Raw genomic sequence first — 21,115 nt, forward strand, 5'->3', positions numbered from 1 at the left:
GTGTGGGTCAGCCGTTGAAGCGGGTGACCAATGCGTTGAGTGCGTGCGCCGTGTTCTCCAGGTCCCCGCCCAACGCGCAGGAGTTCTCAGCGATATCGGCGTTCTGGTCCGAAACCTGTGCAATGCTGGTGATCTGTCGGGAGATTTCTTCCGCGACGTGGGCTTGCTCTTCGGAGGCAGTGGCCATTTGCTGGCTCATCTCGTGAATACGACCGACTGCAGTGTTGATACCGTCTAACGCCTGCTGGGTGCTGATCACCTGTGCAACCCCATTGACGGCCTCACCGCTACCCTGACGTGCGACTGTGACCGCCTGGTTGGCCACATCTTGAAGGGTCTGGATAATGCGCTGGATGGTTTGCGTGGACTCTTGGGTTTTGGACGCAAGTGCCCGTACCTCATCGGCAACCACGGCAAACCCCCGTCCTTGTTCGCCTGCCCGAGCGGCCTCGATCGCAGCGTTGAGTGCGAGCAAGTTGGTCTGTTCGGCGATCGATCGAATCATGTTTGCCGCTTGCTGGATGGTCTGGGTTTCATTGGCCAAGCCTTCCACCGAGTGGCTTACTGCTTCCACCGTATCAGCCAGCTTCTCGATCACATTGCGGGTTTTTTGGGCTTCCTGCGAACCGGTTTGGGTGAGCAGATTGACTTCATCGGCTGCTTTGGCAGTGTGATTGATATGCACTGCAACTTCGGCAATAGACATCGCCATCTGGTTCATGGCGGTGGCAGCCATGTCGGCTTCATCACGTTGTTTGGTCAATGCTTGCTCTGACTGACGCGACAGCGACTGGCTCTGTGTGGCAAGGGCAGCGGTCTGGTTCGCAAAGTCGCCTAAGCGGCTCAATGCGGTGCGGATCTTGGCCTGCTCGCTGATCAGGATCATCTGCAGTTGTCCAGCCATGCCGCGCTCGTCGGTGTAGGTCCGGGCGATTAGCTCACTGTCGAAGCTGCCTGCAGAGACACTGCGGATACTGTTGAGGGTCCTGCGGGTCAACAATTCGGCAAATCCTTGCAAGGCAAACATCCCGACTGCAGCAGTGAGCGCGCCAGGTATTGTGCCTGCCAGTTCGAAAACCCCTGCACTGGCTGCAGCAACCAGTGCCGGCGGCAACACCATTCGAACCCAGAAACCGACACGCTCGCGTACAGGTCGGCTTTGCTTGTTGTCTCTGAGCCTGGCGTATAAATTGATCGCCCGTTGCACCTGCTCTCGTTCAGGCTTTACCCGAACCGACTCATAGCCGGTGAGTACACCCTGAGCGAATATCGGCGTGACGTAGGCGTTGACCCAGTAATGATCGCCGTTGCTACAACGGTTTTTCACCACCCCCATCCAGCTTTTGCCGTCCTTGAGATAGGACCACATGTGGGCAAAAACTGCACTGGGCATATCAGGGTGGCGGACGATGTTGTGGGGGCTACCGAGCAGTTGCTCGCGTGTGTAACCGCTTACCGCAACGAATTCGTCATTGCAGTACGTCAGTTTGCCGTGCAAATCGGTAGCGGAGATCAGGCGCTGGCCTGCTGAGAATTCGAGTTCTTTCTGGGTGACCGGAAGGTTAGTTCGCATGATGCAAACCTCTGTGAACGCACTGGGCAATTTTTTGTAATGCTTATCCATTAGCTCAATTGCGCGTCCTGCAGTTTTCGCGAGCGGGTCGGTGAGGGTCTAAGTGGTGGCACCTGCATGGCTGGGTTGATGAATTGGAGGTTAATTGATGGCCTTATGATGTCAAACAAGGCGAGAGAAAAATCTTGTTACACATGCTCGAATCCTTACCTTTCGTTGAGCTGAATCAGTATTTAGCGAGCTAATCATTGGTAAGGACGACCCATCTTCATCCGAGAGTTGAAAGCAGCTGGTAGCCGGTGTGATTTGCAAATGGATGTTATTTGCCATGGCTCTAATACAACCAATTGACGGTTGGCAATGTAAAAAAGCTTTCTAAAATGAACCGACGAAGGGACTTTGTATTTCTGGCCCATTGGCGATAAAAATAGTGTCGAATGGCCATTATCGTTCATGTCAACTGGCATGCAGGAGGCGAAATGAGCAAGGGCCCTGGTCGGATCCTGTTGCGCCAGTGGATGTGGCGAGCGTTCTTGCGCAGCGCGCTTATTCCCTTGATTCTCGTTGAGACAGTACTGATAGGTTGCTACCTGTTCACCAACCAGGCTATCCGGGATGCCCAGTTGGGCTATCTTGACCGCAGTGCCAGCCAGAGCCTGTCTGCGAGTGCAGAGCAGAATGCGCGCATAATCGAGAACCAGTTGAAACATATCGGTGATACGGCAAGCTTGCTTGCCCGGCTCACCGTACTTGTCTTGGAGCAACCGCCAGCAGTTTCCACGGAAACCCTGGCAGTATCCCCGCAAGGCGCTCGGTTCAGCCCTGCCGACCGGGGGGGGTCAGCGTCTTTCTATTCCTCGGCAACGCCTCTGGATCAGCAGGACCTCGATAAGGTCCGCCGTCTAGCATCCCTCGATCCCATGCTCAAGGAAATCAAGACTCACGATTCAACCATCGCCAGCCTGTATTTCAACAGCTGGGACAGCTATAACCGCATTTATCCGTGGTTCCGCACTGAGGAGCAGTACCCGCATGACATGCGTATCCCGGACTTCAACTTCTACTACCTGGCTGATCTGGCGCACAACCCGGAGCGCAGCACCCGCTGGACCGAGGTTTACCTAGACCCGGCAGGCCACGGCTGGATGATGTCGGCAGTGGCACCTGTTTACTCCGGGGATTTTCTGGAAGGTGTAGTGGGTATTGATGTGACCATTGGCGGAATTTTGCCGCAGCTTGAAGAGTTAAAAGTGCCTTGGGACGGCTACCTACTGCTCGTGGGGCGTGATGGGACGATCATGGCCATGCCCAAGAAGTCCGAGCACGATTTCGATCTTCAGGAACTGATCGATGTACCGACCCAGAGCAAGCTCAGTAGCGAGCATTTCAAACCGCAGAACTTTAACTTGATGTCGCGGGACGATACCCGGCAATTGGCGGCCCGGTTGAGCGAAGGCGGCTCCGGCAATATGCAATTGCCCCTGAAAGGGCGTGAGCATCTTGTCGCCTGGAGCGCGATCAGCAGTACCGGATGGCACTTGTTGGCTGTGGTCGATAAAGAAAGTGTCATGAGCGTTACCAATGAGCTGGCTGCCCATTACCGTACGATTGGCTATCTCATGATTGGCGGCCTGGTCGTGTTTTATTTGGCCTACTTCAGTGTGTTGTGGGTGCGTTCGCGAAGGCTGAGTGAGCGCTTGCGCGAAACCATTGCTGATATCAGCTCAATGCTCAGAGAGATCGGGCGAGGGCATTGGCAGCCCGAGCGGGCCCGATCGCAAATCCACGAGCTGGATCAAATGGCCGGCGATGTACTGACCATGGGAGGGCAATTAGCGACCAGCGATTTGCATCGACGAATGGCCCAGCAGCGGCTGATGCTGATCATGGACTACCCCACCTCGGGAATGTGGGAGTTCCATCTGGATGATGACTGTCTGAGCCTGCATGGCGGGTTGTGCAAGCGTCTGGGCTGGACAAGCAACCATATTTCCCGAGAAGCGTTTCTGGAGAAACTTGACGCGCAAAGTGCCGGGCAATTCCAAGGGGTGCTCGATCGCCTGCGCTCAGGGATGCAGCAGCGTATCGAAGTGGAGTTGAGAGTATGCAAGGGCGATGGCAGCGCATTATGGCTGCTGTGCCAAGGTCAAATGCTGGACGTCTCGTTCGACGCCGGTCGAACAGCGCTCGGCACCTTGGTCGATATCGATATGCTCAAACTGGCCGAGGCGGATCTCAAGGAGCGAACACATCAAGCGCAAGCGGCGAACCAGGCGAAGTCCCGGTTTATCTCCAGTATCAGCCACGAACTACGCACGCCTCTCAACGCCATTCATGGCTTCGGCCAGCTGTTGCAACTGCAAGTGCAGGATGCCGTTGCCAAAGATCAGGCCCAGGAAATTCTGGCTGCGAGCAGCCACCTGACTACATTGGTCGACGACTTGCTGGACTGGTCGAGTCTGCAGGCAGAACCGCAGCACCTCAGCCTAGTATCGGTTCCGGTCGCCAGTTTGCTGGAGCACTGTTCTGAGATGATGGCTCCCCAGGCTATGGCAGCAGGACTGGAGCTGCGGCTTTGTCCAGTGCCCAGGGACTGTTGCGTGCAGTCGGAGCCCAGGCGTCTGCGCCAAGTAATGTTGAACTTGCTTTCCAACGCCATCAAGTACAACCGACCTGGAGGCAAGTTGCTGGTCGGCGCCGAGTTGCTCTCTGGTGTTGTGCGCCTATATGTCGAGGACGGTGGCATGGGTATCGAGCCTGAACTGCAGGCGGAACTGTTCGAGCCGTTTCAACGTTTGGGCAAGGAAAACACTTCGATTCAGGGCACCGGTATCGGGCTGGCGCTGTGCCGTGAGCTGGCAGGCCTCATGGGTGGCTCAATGGGGCTGCGCAGTACACCGGGTGAGGGCAGCCGCTTCTGGATCGAATTGCTCGACGCCACACAGCTAGAGTGCCCCGAGGAAGTGAGCGATCCGCTCCTGTTTTATGCTGGTAGTGATGTCGAAATCATCACGCAACTGCCAGATTTGCTAAGCGTTGCGACCCGCTTCGAGTATGGCACGCTAGATGAGTGCCTGATTCAGGCTCGCGAACAGGGTGCCCCCAATGTACTGCTGCTCGACTGTGATGGGTACGAGGCACCCGCACTTGGTGCATTGGGACGAATCCGTCGCACTGCTGGTGCGCAATTCATGTCGCTGGTGCTGGTCGGCAGCCAGCCGCGCAAGCTGGCGTTACTGGGCGTTGAGTTTCAGGGGGTTCTCGCCAAACCTGTGGCCCGGGAAGAGCTAGCCGGATTGCTTGGGGCATTATTGGAAAAGGAGTCCACCGATGTTCACTGATATTCCTGACGATGTGCGAATTGTCGTGATAGACGACGTTAGCGCCAACTTGCGTTTACTGGCCTCGAGCCTGAAAGCTTTTGGTTTGACCAATGTGGTGTCATTCTCGGACTCCGCAGCTGGGCTGCAATGGTTGATCAATAATCCATGGGATCTATTGCTGCTCGATCTGGATATGCCGGAGCCGGATGGTTTTCAAATTCTCGAGCGGTTGAAGGGGAGGGACCGCTCCCGCCAGCCGGTCATCATCCTCACCGCGTTGACCGACGCACTTAGTAGACGCAAAGGGCTGGAATCAGGCGCCAATGACTATCTGCCTAAGCCTTTGGACCTGCCTGAGCTGGTATTGAGGGTTCGCAATTGCTTGCGGTTGGCTCAGGCAACGCGCAACTTGCAGGAAGCCAATCTGAATCTGGAGTTGCAAGTATTGCAGCGCACTGCGCAGTTGCAGGACAGCTACTGCGCTGCCATTCGTGCGTTGGGCAGAGCGGCAACCTATCGGGATAACGAAACCGGCGATCATATTCAGCGTATAGGTAATTCAGCCGCGTTGATCGCACACGCGATTGGGCAGCCTGCCAGCTGGTGTGAGCGCCTAAGAATGGCGGCGCCAATGCATGACCTGGGTAAAATCGGCATTGCCGACCACATTCTCCTCAAGGAAGGTCCCCTTACGGCAGAAGAACGGCAAGTAATCATGGAGCATCCAGGCATCGGTTATAGCATATTGCACACCGAGAACATGGATGAGTTGACCGAAATGGCCGCGGAAATCGCTTACTGTCATCACGAAAAATGGGATGGTTCAGGCTACCCGCGTGGCCTGAGCGGCGAGGCTATCCCCCTTGCTGCCAGGATTGTTGCCCTGTGTGATGTTTACGACGCGTTGCGGATATCCCGCCCGTACAAAGCAGCTTGGAGCGTAATGCGAGCACAGGCATTCATCAGGGAGCAATCTGGTCGGCATTTCGATCCCAATCTGGTCGAGGCCATACAGGGATGTTTTGAGCAAATTGAGAAGTACTTTGAACAGTCCAAGATAATTTCGGATGCGCCCAAAAGGGAAGAGCTTCACAGCAAGCAAGGGCAGTCTCGTGCGGCTGGGCCTGACTAAGTGAACCTCAGTAAAATATCAGCGCTATAATTGCTTGTTAGTAAGCGCGGATGAAATGCAACTGAGGTTCACTCCACCATCGGGCATTTGACTGCTATGGGTCAGTAAAGACGTTGGCTGAGCGTCCGCTTCTGGCTCAAACACCCGCTGGGTGGCTGAAGATAGAGTTCGTCGAACGGCCGCTCTGGGTCCAGGCTGTGTGAAAACTCGCGGAATGCGTTGAAGGTCGTGGCTATCTAGGGGCGCTTGCAAAACTGGCAGGAAATTGCCTGGATTAGCTCAGTTGGCCTCGCAAGGGTGCATCTGGCCGGTATGAGTCCTTCGTGGAGACTTTGGGGCCCCTAACTGGCGGCTCAGTAGGCCATTTCACCTTTTGAGCGCTTCGAGCAGCCCCCTGATGCCCAAGATGCTCATCATTCGCTTGAGGTTGTAAGCGAGCACATGGAGGCTCATTTCAGTACTGACCCTTGGCAGGGTCCTGGTCAGGAAGTGGGTCGCCCCCATCCAGTACTTGAGCGTTCCAAATGGATGCTCAACGGTTTGGCGGCGCACCTTCATTTTCCCCGGATCGTGCTCCAGTTGAACCTGCATCGAGTCGAGGGTCGCTTCATGTTCCCAGCGTTTCAACCGGCGCTCTTTGCCCGTCGTACATTGCTTGTGCATCGCGCAGGACTGGCAGCCCGAGAACCAATAAACATGCATCAGCATCCCGTCTTCCCAAGTTGAGTAACGCTTGGTCAGTAATTGCTCCGCAGGGCATCGATACTCATCCGATGCCGAGACGTATAGGAAATCCTGCTTGCCAAATCGACCTTCGGCTTTGCTGCTAGAGGTCAGTGGTTTCGGTACGAAGGGCGAGATTCCAGCTTGCTCACATGCAACGATTTCCGTGCCTGTGTAGTAGCCCCGGTCGGCAACGACATTCAGCGATTCAGTACCGATTTGGTCACGCGCTTGCTTCGCCATGTTGCTCAACTGGCCGCGATCATGACCGACATTCGTCACCTCATGTGCAACGATCAGATGGTGCTGATCGTCAACGGCCGTCTGCACGTTATAGCCAACGGTGCCACTGCCCCGACCACCAACTGACATGGAGCGAGCATCGGGATCTGTGAGAGAAATTTGTTTGTCTGGGGTTTGAAGTAGCTGCGTTTCAATGTCTTTGAGCTTCTGCATCTGCTGTTTCAGCGTTTCGATCTTCTCTTTCAGTCGCTCGGCCTTGGCCACAGCCACCTCCGGCATTGCCCGGTCCGCCGAATCCATCGCTGTCAGATAGCGCTCAATGCTCTGCTCGACTTGCTGCATACGGGCCTTCACCTTGGCCTGGGTGAAGTTACGGTCGCGATTGTTCACGGCTTTGAACTTGCTGCCGTCGATGGCAATGATTGAGTCAGAGAACAGGTTGAGGTTGCGACAGAGGATCACGAACTGACGGCAGACACTGCGAATGGCTTTACCGTTGTCCTTGCGAAAGTCGGCGATGGTTTTGAAATCTGGAGCCAGACGCCCCGTAAGCCACATCAACTCGACATTGCGTTCAGCTTCACGCTCGAGCCGGCGGCTGGACTGAATGCGGTTTAGGTAGCCGTAGATGTAGATCTTCAGCAGGACCGCTGGATGGTAGGCCGGGCGACCTGTTGCTGCCGGATCGACGCCTGCGAAACCGAGCGCGCTCAGGTCGAGTTCATCAACAAAGACATCGACCACTCGCACTGGGTTTTCATTGGTGATGTAGTCATCCAGGCACTCTGGCAGCAATGTGACCTGCGTCCGAGCTTCACCTTCGATGAACCGCTTCATGATTGTCCCCGCCACGATCACGACGGTCAGAAGGTTAGACAACTGCGGGCGTTTTCACACAGCCTGGACCCATACCAGTCATCCCTTTCATCGGCTTCGCGGCAATTACGATTACCTTGACCGGGCGCTCCTCTGACCTCCTGCGCCAGTTTCAGACGACGCACAGGCATGCCCATGATGTGACCTGGCGTGCGGTCGAAATCAGCCTGATCCAGGCGCTGCATGCCATAGGGCACGGGATCGCCGGACAGGTCGTTGAAAGGCTCCAGATCTGGCAGATGGACTCGCGTACCAGGCGCAAGCACCAAGTCACCAAGCACTTCCTCCCACAGAGGTATCACCAGTCACCGGGCCTGCGCAGTACCTGTGGGAGCCGGGCTTGCCGGCGATGGGCCGCGAAGCGGCCCCGGCCTTCGGATGTCCGCCATGAGCCGAAATAAGTCATTGCTGACTGAGTGCTTTCGACCCAGAGCCGCCGGTGAAGTTGGCAGTGATTCTGTGGGAGCGGGCTTGTCCCGCGAAGAGGCCGACCCATGCGATGGAGTTACCTGGCACGGGCTTGCCCCGCGAAGAGGTCGGCCCATGAAATACAGTTGCCTGGCACGGGCTACCCCCGTGATCGCGGAACAAGGCCGCTCCCCCCAGCTCAGCGGCGGTTGTTCCAGGGCCGAATTAGTAATCGGTTTGCGATGTCAGTCAAACGATCAGAACGCCGGAACCACATCGCCGTGATAACGCTCAAGGATGAACTGCTTGACCTGAGGCGAGTTCAACAACGCACCAAGCTTCTGCACAGCTGGGTCACTGGCTTTGTCCCTGCGCACGTACAGGTAGTTGGCGTACGGCGATTCCGAGCTTTCGATGAACAGCGCGTCCTTGTGCGGCACCAGCTTGGCTTCCAGCGCGTAGTTGGCATTAATCAGCGCCATGTCCACCTGGCCCAGGACACGTGGCAGCATGGCCGCTTCAAGTTCCCTGAACTTCAGGCGCTTCGGGTTACTGGTGATGTCGGCGGCGGTTGCCATGATGTTGCTGGGGTCTTTAAGCGTGATCAGGCCCTGTTTGGCTATCAGCAGCAGTGCACGCCCGGAGTTGGTGGGGTCGTTGGGAATGGCAACGGTGGCGCCATCTTTCAGCTCGGCGACCGATTTGACCTTACTCGAGTAAGCGCCGAACGGCTCGATGTGAACGGCTACAATCGGTACCTGGTCGCTGCTCGGGCGGTCTTTCTTGTAGGCCTCGTAATACGGCTTGCTCTGGAAGTAGTTGGCATCCAACCGCCCCTCGTCAACCTGGCGATCCGGCTGGATATAGTCGGTGAATACCTTCACCTCCAGCTCAACGCCCTGCTTGGCCAACTCAGGTTTGAGGAACTCCAGAATCTCGGCGTGAGGCACGGGCACTACGGCAATCTTGAGCGTTTCGGCCTGTGCAGCACCGAGGGAGGCAGCCAGCAAGGCAAGGGAAAGGGCAATTCGCTTCACAGTTTTTTTCCTTCGAATCGTTCAAGGGTGAAAGAGGAAAGATCAAGGTCGGTAGTGCCGCGTGTACACCACTGCGCGAAGGCCTCGCCCAGGGCCGCCGAGTGTTTGAAACCGTGGCCAGAGCAGGCGGACACCACCAGGGTGTGCTTGAGTGTGGGGTGCTGATCTATGATGAAATGTCGGTCCGGGGTAACGGTATAGGCGCAAACGGCCGATTTGAGGACCTTGTTTGTGACCCCGGCAATACGGCCCAGCACCTGCTGCTGGTACATCTCGAGTTCTTCCTCGGCAGAAACCGTGCGGTCCAGCAGGTCGGGCTGCGAGACCGTGTGGTACTGGGCCGTGGCGATCTTCAGGCTGCCCTCGCCGGGCTGCGCAGGGAAGCCGTAGTTGATTTTGTCGTCTCCCCGCCCATGGGTGAGGATGAACGTGGGCGACGCGCCCTCTAGGCCCGAGCCGTCTTGAAGCTCAAACCAGAACAGCTTCTGCCGGTAGACACTCAGCAACCGGTCAAAAGGCTCACCCAGCAACCCACCGGCCCAGTTTCCGGCGCTGAACACCAGCTTGCGGGCCTTCACCGTGCGCAGGTCGGTCGTGACAGTCACGCCTTGTTCATCCGAGCTGATCTGGGTAACCGTTTCGCCTGTGTGCAAGGTCGCGCCGTGCTGCACCGCCAAACGCAACTGCACCTCAATGCAACGCTCTGGGCGCACGAAGCCACCTCCCGGCTCGAAGTAACCGATAGCGTCGTCGTGTACGTTCGCGAATTGCGGGAAGCGCTGTCGGATCTGTTCGGCGTCGAGCACTTCGTGATCGATCCCGTAGGTCTGGGCCAACCCTATGGTGCGCAAGGTGAAGTCGGTTTTATCCTCGGGATCGAAGTCGGGGCTGGAAGTCAGGGCAAGCAAGCCGGACTGTTCGAACAAAGACTCGCCAGACTGCGCTTCCAGATCTCGCCAGATCTGCTGAGCCCGCTTCACGATAGGCACGTACTGCGCACCCTCGCCCACGGAGAGTCGGGTAATTCGCGTATCACCGTGGCTTGAGCCAAAGGTATGCGGGGGATGGAAGCGGTCGATGCCCACCACATCGACACCCGCCTTGGCCAACTGAAACGTGGTGGCGGCGCCCATGGCGCCCAGACCGATGACAACTACTTCACAGTGTTCCACGAACAGCGCTCGCTCAAAAAGGCGCTAGTTGAAAATATATGCTCTCATGTGACAAAGAATTTAAGGGTATATGGTTATTTCTTAATGCTTTGCTATTGCCTGGTAGCGCGTAATCAAACCAGGAACGGGGGCACGCTGCATAGGTTGCTCGACATTTGAAGGTCGAGAAAGACCGCTACGGCTTGCACAATGGCAGCTATGGGTCGAATCACGACGGTCATTCCTCGACCGTCGCTGGACGCTGTCAGACCTCCGTCTGCTCTGCCATCTCCAATGCGTCATCGACTTCAATGCCCAGGTATCGCACCGTGCTTTCAAGCTTTGTATGGCCGAGCAGGAGCTGAACTGCTCTCAGGTTCTTTGTCCTGCGATAGATCAGCGATGCCTTTGTACGTCTCATCGTGTGGGTGCCGTACATAGCAGGATCTAGCCCAATAGACTTTATCCACGCTTTGACGATTCGGGCGTACTGCCGGGTGGAGAGATGCGCTGAGGCGTGTAGCCGGCTTGGAAAAAGACAATCCTCGCTGTGGAGTTGGGCTTGATGTATCCAGGCCTGTAGGGCCAGCCGCGTTTGCTCTGTAATTTCAAACTGTACGGGACGTTGGGTTCTCTGCTGCATCACTATCGCCCGCGATGACACGTGCTCCCCATGAGCAACGTCGCGTACGCGAAGCTTGGTCAGATCGCAGGCTCCAAGCTTGCTATCGATGGCCAGATCGAAAAGGGGTAAATCACGAGCTTCCTCCGCGATTTGGAGCCTTACCCGAATGGCTCAGATATCTTTCAGTCGGAGCGGAGCTTTCTGCCCGACCAATTTTCCTTTGTTCCAAGACTGATGGTTGCTGGTCGTAATGGCGTTCATGGCTTGTTCTCCATGTGAGGTAGGACAAGGATGGTCAACCCAATCCAGAGGCGCTAACCGACCCAAAACTGCCGTTCGCGACAGGCAGCTAACGGCCAGAAGGAGGCGCTGGCAAGTGCACAAGTTTTGAGGGAACATTCGGATCATTGGGTACTAGCCACCAAGGAACGGAAATGGCATTGACCAGCAAGATCACCCCCTACAACCCCACGTGGCCCGCCCGCTTTCTGGCAGACAAGCCACTCATCGCTTCGGCCTTTGGCGATGAACTGATTGCCATCCAACATGTTGGAAGTACCTCCGTTCCAGGACTCGCGGCGAAGCCCGAGATCGATGTACTCATCGAGGTTCACGATCATAGCAACGTCTCGGCGCGGGACGAGGTGTTGATGGGTTTGGGGTATATACGAGGAAGTGATCTGTCGGAAGGGCATCATTTCTATCGGCGTAATGTGGATGGGATTCGCACGCACAAGCTCCACGCTTGTGTTCGTGGCCACATTGCGATCACCCAGATGCTGGGGTTCAGAGATTTGCTCAGATGCAATGCCTCAACGCGCCAGCAGTATGAAGCGTTGAAGCTCCAACTGGAGTCGAGCAATACGGGTGGAATGGCTGAGTATCTGGAGAAAAAGTCTCCGTTTATTATCGCGGCACTACTACATGCCGGTATTGCCGTTCCTGGATGACTGAAAGATCGCTAAGCGACCCAATATCAAGTGTCTGCATTGGGTGGAAAGCAACTCATCCCGACCGGCAGCTTTCAACCCGAAGCAGGCATTGGTAACGGGGGCCGCTTTGCGGCCCATCGCCGGCAAGCGCGGCTCCCACAGGGGGGGGCGCAGGCCCGGAGGCTGGTGACATACCTCTGGGCGACGTGTGCCGCCGGTGTAGGCAGCTACCGACGCGTCGCGCAAATGCCAAAATTGCTCAACTGCAGCTCGTGGAGTTCAGGTCGTTGATCACATCGTCGAACGCGCTACCGAAGAACTTGGCATCATGTTCGATCGGGTTGTTGTGCTTCCATGCCATCTGGCGTTGCTCATTGTATTTGTAGCCACCGGATCTGGCGGTATCGATAGCTTCACGGCCCTTGCCGACAAACTGATTCAGGCGGCTGAGCATCACGCTGCAGCCTGGGCCGGTTGCCGTGTTCTGCTTGTGCCAGCCTTCAATCATCTGCGCGGTTTTACCCAGGCTTTCTTCAAACGGCTTGACCGACGCCTCGGCCCCGGCCGACTGGAAGAAGTCGGTGGACAAGCGCATCGATTGCTTGGCGTATAGCACGATCCCGGCGCGGTAATACGCCAGCGAGTCCTTTTCGGCCTCGTCGAACGCCTGTCGGGTGTTGACTTCATCGCGCTTGGCCAGGCCGTCATAGAACTTGGCCTGCTCGATGGCAACGCCCTCGAGCGCTGCATCCAGGGCCGGCTCCATCGCCCTGGCCTTCTGGCCACCATCGCTCAGGTAGCCTTTGGAGGCGGCGTAGTTGGCGAGTTCGCTGTGGACGGGCTGGAGCTTGTCCAGCGCCACCAGCATCGCTTTTGCTGGCGCGTCCAGGTCCGGCATGGGTGACGGCAAGGCCAGGGCCTTGTTCAGGTTGTCGCGCAGGAGGCTGATGTCGTAGGCGTTGAACAGGTAGTACTCCGACAGCTTGTTCTTGGACTGCAGGTCCTTCGAATACTCTGTTCGGCGGTGATCCAGAATGGCCGCAAAATTGCCACCGCTGTTGGCGGCATCGACATAGGCGTTGTACTTCTCGATCTCGATTTGTTCGGCGCTGGGTTGTTCGGCCGCAACCTGGCCTTGAGGGGCCGTCGCACTGCGAGGTGCTTGCGCGTTGTCACAACCGGCCAGCAGAACCCCTGCGGCGATCAGCAGTCCTAGCCATACCCTGCTTGCTTGCATCGTCTTCATCCTTGTCTTGTCCTGGGGCGACCAGCTGCTGACACATTGCCATCAGCCGGGCGCGGTATTCTAGAGGCTCAATACTCGATGAAGTTCAAGCAGGGCCTGCCTTTTTACATTTTTGTGGCCGGTCTCGCATTCTGCCTCGGTGACAGCACCGTAAACTTGCATTCGGAACGAAAAGGAATTCGCCATGATTGTCGGGATTGACCTTGGTACGACCAACAGCCTGGTCGCGGTATGGAACGAAAACACCAGTGAGCTGGTGCCCAATGCCCTGGGGCAATTGCTGACGCCCTCTGTGGTCGGGCTCGACGACGAAGGCCGGATACTGGTCGGGCAGGCTGCCCGCGAACGCTTGTGCACGCACCCGTCACTGACCGCAGCGCTATTCAAACGGCATATGGGCAGTGCCCGCACGCTGCAGCTGGGCGCGACGCCGTTTCGTGCCGAAGAGCTGTCGGCGATGCTGCTCAGAAGCCTCAAGGCAGATGTCGAGCGCGCCTATGGCGAGGTAGTCACCGAAGCGGTGATCAGCGTGCCGGCCTACTTCAACGATGCCCAGCGCAAGGCGACCCGCATCGCCGGTGAGCTGGCCGGACTGAAAGTCGACAAGCTGATCAATGAGCCTACCGCCGCGGCGCTCGCCTACGGCCTGCCCCAGCACGGCAGTGAGTCGTCGTTTCTGGTGTTCGACCTGGGCGGTGGCACCTTCGACGTGTCGATCCTCGAGCTGTTCGACGGCGTGATGGAGGTACGTGCCAGCGCAGGCGACAACTACCTGGGTGGCGAGGACTTCGATCAATTGCTGGCCAGGCAGTTTATCCAGGCCCACGCTGAAGATCCGGACTTCCCGGATAGCGCGTCGATCAGCCCGCTACTGCGCCGCGAGGCCGAGCGGGTACGCATCGCACTGGGCCACTCCCCCACCAGCGAATTCGTGCTGCAGGTCGGTGCGCGACGCTGGCAGCACACCTTCACCCAGCAGGCCATGGCCACGCTGTTCGAGCCCTTGCTGGAGCGGCTGCGCAACCCTGTGGAACGCGCCCTGCGCGATGCCCGCATACGCAGCGACGAGCTGGACCAGGTGCTGCTGGTGGGCGGCGCCACGCGCATGCCGCTGGTCCGCAAGCTGGCTGCCAGCCTGTTCGGCCGCTTCCCTTCGGTGCAGTTGAACCCGGACGAAACCGTAGCGCTGGGCGCTGCGGTGCAGGCCGCCTTGAAGGCACGGCACGCGGCCCTGGAAGAAGTGGTGCTGACCGACGTCTGTCCCTATACCCTCGGCATCGCGACCCTGCGGCGGGTGGGCAACGAACATGAGAGTGGGCACTATCTGCCGATCATCGAGCGCAATTCCACCGTCCCCGTCAGCCGGGTGAAAACCGTGTGCACGGTGCATGAGGCGCAAGAGCTCGTGCGGGTACAGATCTACCAGGGCGAGAGCCGCCTGGTGCGTGACAACATCGCCTTGGGCGAACTGGAAATCCCGGTGCCGCCGAACAAGGGCGTGGTTGAAATTGATGTGCGCTTCACCTACGACAGCAACGGCCTGCTCGAATGCCAGGTCAGCATCCCCGTCACAGGCGAGCAGTACGCGCTGGTCATCGAGAACAACCCCGGCGTGCTCAGCGCCGATGAAATTGCCGAACGCCTGCACAAGCTCGAAGCCCTGAAAGTGCACCCACGCGACCAGCAGGTCAACACCCTGCTGGTCGCCCGCCTGGAGCGCTTGTATGAAGAAAGCCTGGGCGAGCGTCGTGAGCTGGTAGACCACTGGGCCACACGGTTCCAAGAGGCGCTTGCCAGCCAGGATGAACGTGTCATCGGCCAGGCGCGCCACGAGCTGAACGCGCGCATGGCAGCATTCGAAAGCAGCGACGGGCGCTGACCGATGAGCTCGGTTGCCGATTGCTGGCAGGTGCTGGAGCTTACATCCGCGTGCGACGCGCGAAGCCTCAAGCGTCAGTACGCCAAGCTGCTCAAGGTCACCCGACCGGACGAAGACCCGGCCGCGTTCCAGCAGCTGCGCGACGCCTATGAAGAGGCCCTGCAGGCTCTGCAGGGGGAACGCACGGATGCTCGAGTTACCGAACGCGCGCCAGCGCCCGACACACCACCTTCCAGCCGTACGCTCCACGCGGGTTCAGCCCATGAGCAAGCCGTTGCCTTGCTGGACGGGTTCGTCGACTCGGCCATCGAACAGGCCTGGGCCCAAGCGCAAGCAAAAGGCATCGAGGGCGTCTTCGAACGCCTCTTGTTCGAGCGTTGCCTGCGCGCCGCATCAGCCCATTGCCATACCCTGCACTGGGGTATCGAACAGCGTCAGTGGCTTACCCCTTGGCAGCAGTTTCCCGCCTCGCACGCCGAACAGCAGCACCTGTCGCTCATACTCGCTGCCACCCTCTACAACGCGCTCGAACAATTATTGGCCGCAGGCGAGCATGAGCGCTTTAGCGGCATGCTCGAACGGGCCAGTCGCCAAGGCTGGCTAGCGGACCTGGAGCGTCGCCAAGCGCTTCAAGTGCACGTGCTGACCCTGTTGCTGAACGATGAAGGCTGGCCGCCCGAGCTGTTCGAGCACCTGTGCCAGACATTCGCCTGGAACGCATCAGGTGCCGAGCCGCCGATTGCAGGCGAGCACTGGCAAACCCTGCGCAGGCGTTACCAACAGCGAGCCTGGCTGAGCCACCTGCGCAGCCTGGCGGATCGCCGCGAGGCGCAGGCCAGCCCCGATGCCAACGCCGCCGCGCTGTTTCTGTCGGCGCCTCACCCTGAGCAGCAAAAGGCAATGGCCGCCGCCTTCGTCGAGGCCGACTGGCAAGCCTGCGAGCGCCTGTCAGAGGCGTTCGCAGCGCGCTACCCCGACCTGCTGGGGATGTTCCCCAACCATGACGCCTGGTTCTGGAAAGCGCTGGTCGAGCCCCGCGACCCGCCCCACGGCGTCAAACGCGCCGCCGCTGTGATCACACTGGCCCTGGCGCTTAAAAGCTTGCCCAATCTGGACCCTGTCACCACCTTGATCCTGCTCCCGCTTTACGCGATGGGCGGGCTGCTTGCAGCGAAGATGGGCCAGTGGCTGTTCGGCCACTGGGCGCAGATTGCAGCCAGCCTTGAGGACATCGATCAACGCCTCAGCGCCTGGTGCGTCAGCAAGCGCATCACCCGCGACCGCCGCTACCTGGTCATACGCAACGCAGGGCCGTTGCTTGGGCTGGCCGTGCTGTTATGGCACTGGCTGGGGCCGCTTGGCCTGGGCACCTACGTGCTCATTGGCACCATCGGCCTGCTTCAGCCCGCCGATTGGGGGCCGCAGGCCCGCGACTATCGCTGGCGCCGGCCGCTGCAAGCGGTCTATCGGATTGCCGGGCTCAGTGCCGTGCAGTGGCTGCTTTGTAGCGTGATGGTGGTGGTGATCGCTTGGATGCGGTGGGTAGCCTGATCGCCTTTGACACCTGAGTGAGCCACGAGACATGACAATGGCACGCGCATCCCAGTATCTCTCAGGCCCGTACCGCGTGGCGCTTAGGGTTAGCAAAGCCTGCCGTTCTCACACGGTGCAATCGATAGTCACTATCGAGAATGGCAATTTCTAATGATCGCGGCCGCTCAATAACCTTGCTCCATCGATTCGTCATACACCCCCCCCCCCGAATCCTGGAGCTTCGCGATGAACACCACGGCCCGCCTGCTGCTCGCCACCTTGTCCGCTACAGCCATTGCCGTGCTCAGCGGTTGCGCCAGCCACCCGGAATTGCGCCCTTACACCGCGGAAGAAACCCGCCAGCTGCAGCTCGAAGCCATCCAGCGCCAGGCACTGTCCCTGGATGAGTACGAACTGCGCAAGCGCGTGATCTTGCGCGCCGGCAGTGAGCAGGTGGTGACCGAGGTGGCCGAAACGCCCGGGGCGATCGAAGGTTGAATTCAAAACCAGGCAGTACGTTCGCCACCTGGGCCAGAACCTGATCGAACCCGCCTGAATCCGCTGGAATACGCCGTATTGTTTTCCCCACCCGCCAACACAGGTATCCTGTGCCGCTCAAGCGCAAGCCTTCCAGGACGGTGACCATGACCAGGCCCTTTCTGTTGCTCAGTGCGGCTCTGCTGTTCAGCACAGCGCTGCAGGCGCAGCAAATACAGCGCGAACTGGGCGATTTCGACTTCAAACTTGGCACCACGCCTTCACGCAGCATGGCCCAGGGGCTGATTTCGCCCAGCGCCAGCGGCGCCTTTCACGGTGGCCTGGACCTCACCCACCCCAGCGGTTGGTACGTGGGCCAGTATGCGCCGAGCATGGGGGTAACGCCTGACTCGACACTGCGCCTCGACAGCTACCTGGGCTACAAGCACCACTTCGACAGCACACTGGGTTACGAGGTAGGCCTGATCCATTACAGCCAGCCGAACATCGCAGGGCCGGACAGCTATGCGTTGTATGGCGGCATTTCGGTCATGGGCAGCCGGATCGGCGGGGCCTGGCGTGACAACCCGGACAATCGCACCGGTACGCTGTTCGCCGATTTCGGCCAATTGCCGTTGTTCGACATCGACCTCACGGTCAAACTCGCCCATCATCGCCTGGGCACGCCCTTCACCATCGGCGACGGCAGCCAGGTCAATGCCTTCTCCGACTGGTCACTGGAGCTGTCGCGGCCCTGGCTGGGCATCGACCTGAACCTGATCTACAGCAACTCCGACCTCAACGGCGGGGGCTGCGATGCCTATGCCGGGATCAACGCGTATTGCGAGAGCATGGTGACGTTCAAGGCTCAGCGTAGTTTCTTCTAGGGGGCCGGGGGCGGTTGCAATGGGCTGTCTGCACCCTCAGGCATCAAGGTGGCGATCAACGCCCTCACCGTCCCAGGCAGCGCATCCAGCTCACGCACCAGTATGCTCCGCTCGCGCACGGCCCAGGCTTCATCCAGTTCGATGGTGACCAGGTTCATGGTCTGGCTGTGGCGGATCGCCGCCGACTCGGGGATGATGCCAATCCCCACGCCCGCCTCCACCAGCCGGCAGATGGCCTCAAAGCTCGACAGCTGGATACGCAGCGACAGGCTCAGGCCCATGCGCTCGACATGGTCGCGCAGGAAGCTGAGCAAGGTGCTGCCGTCGTGCAGCCCGATATGCTGGAACGCCAGCGTCTGCCTCAACGTGACCTGCCGGCTGCCAGCCAGCTCATGCCCTGCCGGCACGATCAGCACCAGCCGGTCGGTACTGAAGTGCAGCACTTGCAAGCCGCTGGCTTCCACGGGGCCGGCAATGATGCCCATGTCGGTGCTGCCATCGAGCACACCGCGCACGATATCCCGCGACAGGCGCTCCTGCAGGTCCACGGTCACGCCGGGACGTTTGGCGAGAAAGCCCGCCAGCACTTCGGGCAGGAACTCGGTCACGGCAGTGGTGTTGGCAAAGATGCGGATATGCCCGGCCGAATCGGTGCCGAACTGGGCGAATTCGGCTTTCAGGTAGTCCACCTGGCGCATGATCAACCGCGCATGCATGAGCAGTTTCTGCCCCGCCGGCGTCAGCTCGACACCCCGGCTGTCACGGTACAACAGGCGCGTGTCCAGCTGCGCTTCCAGGGCCTTGACACGTGCACTGGCGGCGGCCGGCGAGAGGAATGCCCGCCGCGCGCCTTGGGTCAGGCTCGGTGACTCGCCGATATGAATGAACAGCCTCAGGTCTGCCAGATCGAAATGCATCGGCCTATCCGAAAGGGGTACAGGCGTTCAGCATACACGAACGCTGCTTTACACAAATGCAAATTCACAGAATGCCAGGTGCCTCGCATGATCGCTGCATAACAACAAATGCAGAGGCCAATGGTTATGACTGCTACGCACCCGCCCACGGATTACAGCGCCTGGATCGGCCGCACCGAAGAAGCCGTCGATGAGCTCAGCCGCAACCTGATCAAGCGCATCGCCGCCACGCTCGGCGAAAGCGCCCCTGCCGTGGGGCAACCCTTGCCACCGCTGTGGATGTGGTGTTTTTTCCAGGAGCCGGTGGCCGAATCGCAACTGGGCGGCGATGGCCACCCGACGCGCGGCGGCTTCCTGCCCCCCGCCGACAACCGCAACCGCATGTGGGCCGGGGGCCGTGTCGAGTTCATTGCCCCGCTCAAGGTCGGTGCCGAGGCCCAGCGCCTGTCGACCATCGTGAATATCGAAGAAAAGCACGGGCGCAGTGGCGCATTGCTGTTCGTCACCGTGCGCCACGAGTATTCACAGCACGGCGCACTGTGCGTGCGTGAAGAGCAGGATATCGTCTACCGCGAACCGACCCCGCCCAAACTCAGCAGTGCCGTGCCAAGCGCACCAAGCGACTGGAGCGAGGCCGTTACGCCCTCCCCGACCCTGCTGTTCCGTTACTCCGCCGTCACCTTCAACGGCCACCGCATCCACTACGACTACCCCTATGTCACCGGCACCGAAGGCTACCCCGGCCTGGTGGTGCACGGCCCGTTGATCGCCACCCTCACCCTGCGCGCCTTCCAGCGCGCCAACCCTGGCAAACGCCTGCGCCAGTTCGCCTACCGCGGCGTACGCCCACTGACCGTGCCCACCCCATTCGACGTGGCCGGGCGCATGGGCGCACCGGGCCAGGCGCAACTATGGGCCGGCAATGCCGACGGCGTGGCGCAGAGCGCCGACGTGCTTTTCGACTGAGAACTGGACAGGGAACCCCCGCATGCATACGTACGACAGCGATGATCTCAATGCCATCCGCGAAGGCGTGCGCGCCTTGTGTGCCGAATTCGACGCCGGCTACTGGCGCAAGATCGATGAAGAAAAAGGCTTCCCCGAAGCCTTTGTAAAAGCCATGACCGACGCTGGGTGGCTGTCGGCGATGATCCCCGAGCACTACGGCGGATCGGGCCTGGGCCTGGCCGAAGCTTCGGTGATCCTGGAAGAAGTGAATGCCTGCGGTGGCAACTCCGGCACCGTGCATGGGCAGATGTACAACATGTTCACCCTGCTGCGCCATGGCAGCGAGGAGCAGAAGCGCCACTATCTGCCCAAACTGGCCAGTGGCGAACTGCGCCTGCAGTCGATGGGCGTGACCGAGCCGACCACCGGTACCGACACCACCAAGATCAAGACCACGGCGGTGCGCCAGGGCGACAAGTATGTGATCAACGGGCAGAAGGTGTGGATCTCGAGGGTCCAGCATTCCGACCTGATGATCCTGCTGGCCCGCACCACGCCCTTGCCTGAGGTGAAGAAAAAGTCCGAGGGCATGTCGATCTTCCTGGTCGACCTGCGCGAGGCCATCGGCAAGGGCCTGACCGTGCAGCCGATCGCCAACATGGTCAACCACGAGACCAACGAGCTGTTCTTCGACAACCTCGAGCTGCCGGCCAGCAGCCTGATCGGTGAAGAAGGCAAGGGCTTCCGCTACATCCTCGACGGCCTCAACGCCGAGCGCACCCTGATTGCCGCCGAATGCATCGGCGATGGCCGCTGGTTCGTCGAGAAAGCGAGCCAGTACGCCCGTGACCGCGAGGTGTTCGGCCGGCCGATCGGCAAGAACCAAGGCGTGCAGTTCCCCATCGCCGAGGCGCACATCGAAATCGAGGCCGCCGACCTGATGCGCTGGCGCGCCTGCGCGGAGTACGACAGCGGGCAGCCGGCCGGGGCCAGCGCCAACATGGCCAAGTACCTGGCGGCGAAGGCTTCCTGGGAGGCTGCCAATGCGTGCCTGCAGACCCACGGCGGCTTTGGCTTCGCTTGCGAATACGACGTCGAGCGCAAGTTCCGCGAGACCCGCCTCTACCAGGTGGCGCCTATTTCCACCAACCTGATCCTGTCCTACGTGGCCGAGCACCTGCTCGAACTGCCGCGCAGCTTCTGAG

General features: G+C 59.4%; 15 protein-coding genes and 2 pseudogenes. 9 read left to right on the top strand and 8 right to left on the bottom strand.

Annotated elements, in window-relative coordinates:
* Window positions 1–7 precede the first annotated feature (7 nt).
* Window positions 8–493 (bottom strand): annotated as a pseudogene (locus tag OSW16_RS27130) (methyl-accepting chemotaxis protein); the annotation flags it as partial.
* An 810-nt stretch (window positions 494–1,303) separates the two neighbouring features.
* Window positions 1,304–1,624: pseudogene (locus OSW16_RS27135) on the bottom strand (PAS domain-containing protein); the annotation flags it as partial.
* Window positions 1,625–2,052: 428 nt separating this feature from the next.
* Between OSW16_RS27135 and OSW16_RS15835 the strand changes: the two are divergent.
* Together OSW16_RS15835 and OSW16_RS15840 are read left to right on the top strand one after the other, a co-directional pair.
* Complete coding sequence (locus tag OSW16_RS15835) at window positions 2,053–4,914, top strand: sensor histidine kinase (protein ID WP_267816647.1); 2,862 nt, start codon at window positions 2,053–2,055, stop codon at window positions 4,912–4,914.
* Window positions 4,904–6,028: an HD domain-containing phosphohydrolase gene (locus tag OSW16_RS15840; RefSeq protein ID WP_267816649.1), complete on the top strand. Its 1,125-nt coding sequence runs from the start codon at window positions 4,904–4,906 to the stop codon at window positions 6,026–6,028. The genes OSW16_RS15835 and OSW16_RS15840 overlap by 11 nt, the downstream gene beginning before the upstream one ends.
* A 366-nt stretch (window positions 6,029–6,394) precedes the next feature.
* Here the strand turns inward: OSW16_RS15840 and OSW16_RS15845 are convergent, their stop codons facing one another.
* The 4 genes from OSW16_RS15845 to OSW16_RS15860 all read right to left on the bottom strand — a co-directional run bounded on the left by OSW16_RS15845 (window position 6,395) and on the right by OSW16_RS15860 (window position 11,259).
* The gene (locus tag OSW16_RS15845; RefSeq protein ID WP_267816637.1) at window positions 6,395–7,831 is read right to left on the bottom strand and encodes an IS1182 family transposase; all 1,437 of its coding nucleotides are present in this window, start codon (window positions 7,829–7,831) and stop codon (window positions 6,395–6,397) included.
* Between the two features lie 704 nt (window positions 7,832–8,535).
* Window positions 8,536–9,315, bottom strand: a complete 780-nt coding sequence (locus OSW16_RS15850) for a MetQ/NlpA family ABC transporter substrate-binding protein (protein ID WP_267816651.1) — start codon at window positions 9,313–9,315, stop codon at window positions 8,536–8,538.
* Window positions 9,312–10,448: an N-methyl-L-tryptophan oxidase gene (gene solA, locus OSW16_RS15855; protein ID WP_418942012.1), complete on the bottom strand. Its 1,137-nt coding sequence runs from the start codon at window positions 10,446–10,448 to the stop codon at window positions 9,312–9,314. The genes OSW16_RS15850 and solA overlap by 4 nt, the downstream gene beginning before the upstream one ends.
* Window positions 10,449–10,731: 283 nt before the next feature.
* On the bottom strand, window positions 10,732–11,259 hold the full coding sequence (locus tag OSW16_RS15860; protein WP_267823994.1) for a tyrosine-type recombinase/integrase: 528 nt from the start codon (window positions 11,257–11,259) through the stop codon (window positions 10,732–10,734).
* A 266-nt stretch (window positions 11,260–11,525) separates the two neighbouring features.
* Here OSW16_RS15860 and OSW16_RS15865 point away from each other — a divergent pair, with 266 nt between their 5' ends.
* Complete coding sequence (locus OSW16_RS15865; protein ID WP_267816655.1) at window positions 11,526–12,041, top strand: GrpB family protein; 516 nt, start codon at window positions 11,526–11,528, stop codon at window positions 12,039–12,041.
* Window positions 12,042–12,282: 241 nt separating this feature from the next.
* Here the strand turns inward: OSW16_RS15865 and OSW16_RS15870 are convergent, their stop codons facing one another.
* Window positions 12,283–13,260 (bottom strand): DUF3829 domain-containing protein, encoded by a 978-nt coding sequence (locus tag OSW16_RS15870; RefSeq protein ID WP_267816657.1) that lies wholly within the window; start codon window positions 13,258–13,260, stop codon window positions 12,283–12,285.
* A gap of 193 nt (window positions 13,261–13,453) precedes the next feature.
* On the opposite strand from OSW16_RS15870, the gene OSW16_RS15875 reads away from it, so the two are divergent.
* The 4 genes from OSW16_RS15875 to OSW16_RS15890 all read left to right on the top strand — a co-directional run bounded on the left by OSW16_RS15875 (window position 13,454) and on the right by OSW16_RS15890 (window position 18,045).
* Window positions 13,454–15,148 carry a molecular chaperone HscC gene (locus tag OSW16_RS15875; protein ID WP_267816659.1) on the top strand — a complete coding sequence of 565 codons (1,695 nt, stop codon included), beginning with the start codon at window positions 13,454–13,456 and terminating at the stop codon, window positions 15,146–15,148.
* Between the two features lie 3 nt (window positions 15,149–15,151).
* Window positions 15,152–16,699, top strand: a complete 1,548-nt coding sequence (locus tag OSW16_RS15880) for a J domain-containing protein (protein WP_267816661.1) — start codon at window positions 15,152–15,154, stop codon at window positions 16,697–16,699.
* 228 nt (window positions 16,700–16,927) lie between these two features.
* Window positions 16,928–17,179 carry a hypothetical protein gene (locus tag OSW16_RS15885; RefSeq protein ID WP_267816663.1) on the top strand — a complete coding sequence of 84 codons (252 nt, stop codon included), beginning with the start codon at window positions 16,928–16,930 and terminating at the stop codon, window positions 17,177–17,179.
* 146 nt (window positions 17,180–17,325) lie between these two features.
* Window positions 17,326–18,045, top strand: coding sequence for a TorF family putative porin (locus OSW16_RS15890; protein WP_241805198.1), 720 nt, complete (start codon window positions 17,326–17,328; stop codon window positions 18,043–18,045).
* Here the strand turns inward: OSW16_RS15890 and OSW16_RS15895 are convergent.
* A complete protein-coding gene (locus tag OSW16_RS15895; RefSeq protein WP_267816667.1) occupies window positions 18,042–18,962 on the bottom strand; it encodes a LysR family transcriptional regulator in 921 nt (306 codons plus the stop codon). The genes OSW16_RS15890 and OSW16_RS15895 overlap by 4 nt on opposite strands.
* Window positions 18,963–19,088: 126 nt before the next feature.
* Here OSW16_RS15895 and OSW16_RS15900 point away from each other — a divergent pair, with 126 nt between their 5' ends.
* Complete coding sequence (locus tag OSW16_RS15900; protein WP_267816669.1) at window positions 19,089–19,928, top strand: FAS1-like dehydratase domain-containing protein; 840 nt, start codon at window positions 19,089–19,091, stop codon at window positions 19,926–19,928.
* Window positions 19,929–19,950: 22 nt separating this feature from the next.
* Window positions 19,951–21,114 carry an acyl-CoA dehydrogenase family protein gene (locus tag OSW16_RS15905; RefSeq protein WP_267816672.1) on the top strand — a complete coding sequence of 388 codons (1,164 nt, stop codon included), beginning with the start codon at window positions 19,951–19,953 and terminating at the stop codon, window positions 21,112–21,114.
* Window position 21,115 lies beyond the last annotated feature (1 nt).

Source organism: Pseudomonas putida (assembly GCF_026625125.1).
GTDB classification, from domain to species: Bacteria; Pseudomonadota; Gammaproteobacteria; order Pseudomonadales; family Pseudomonadaceae; genus Aquipseudomonas; species Aquipseudomonas putida_X.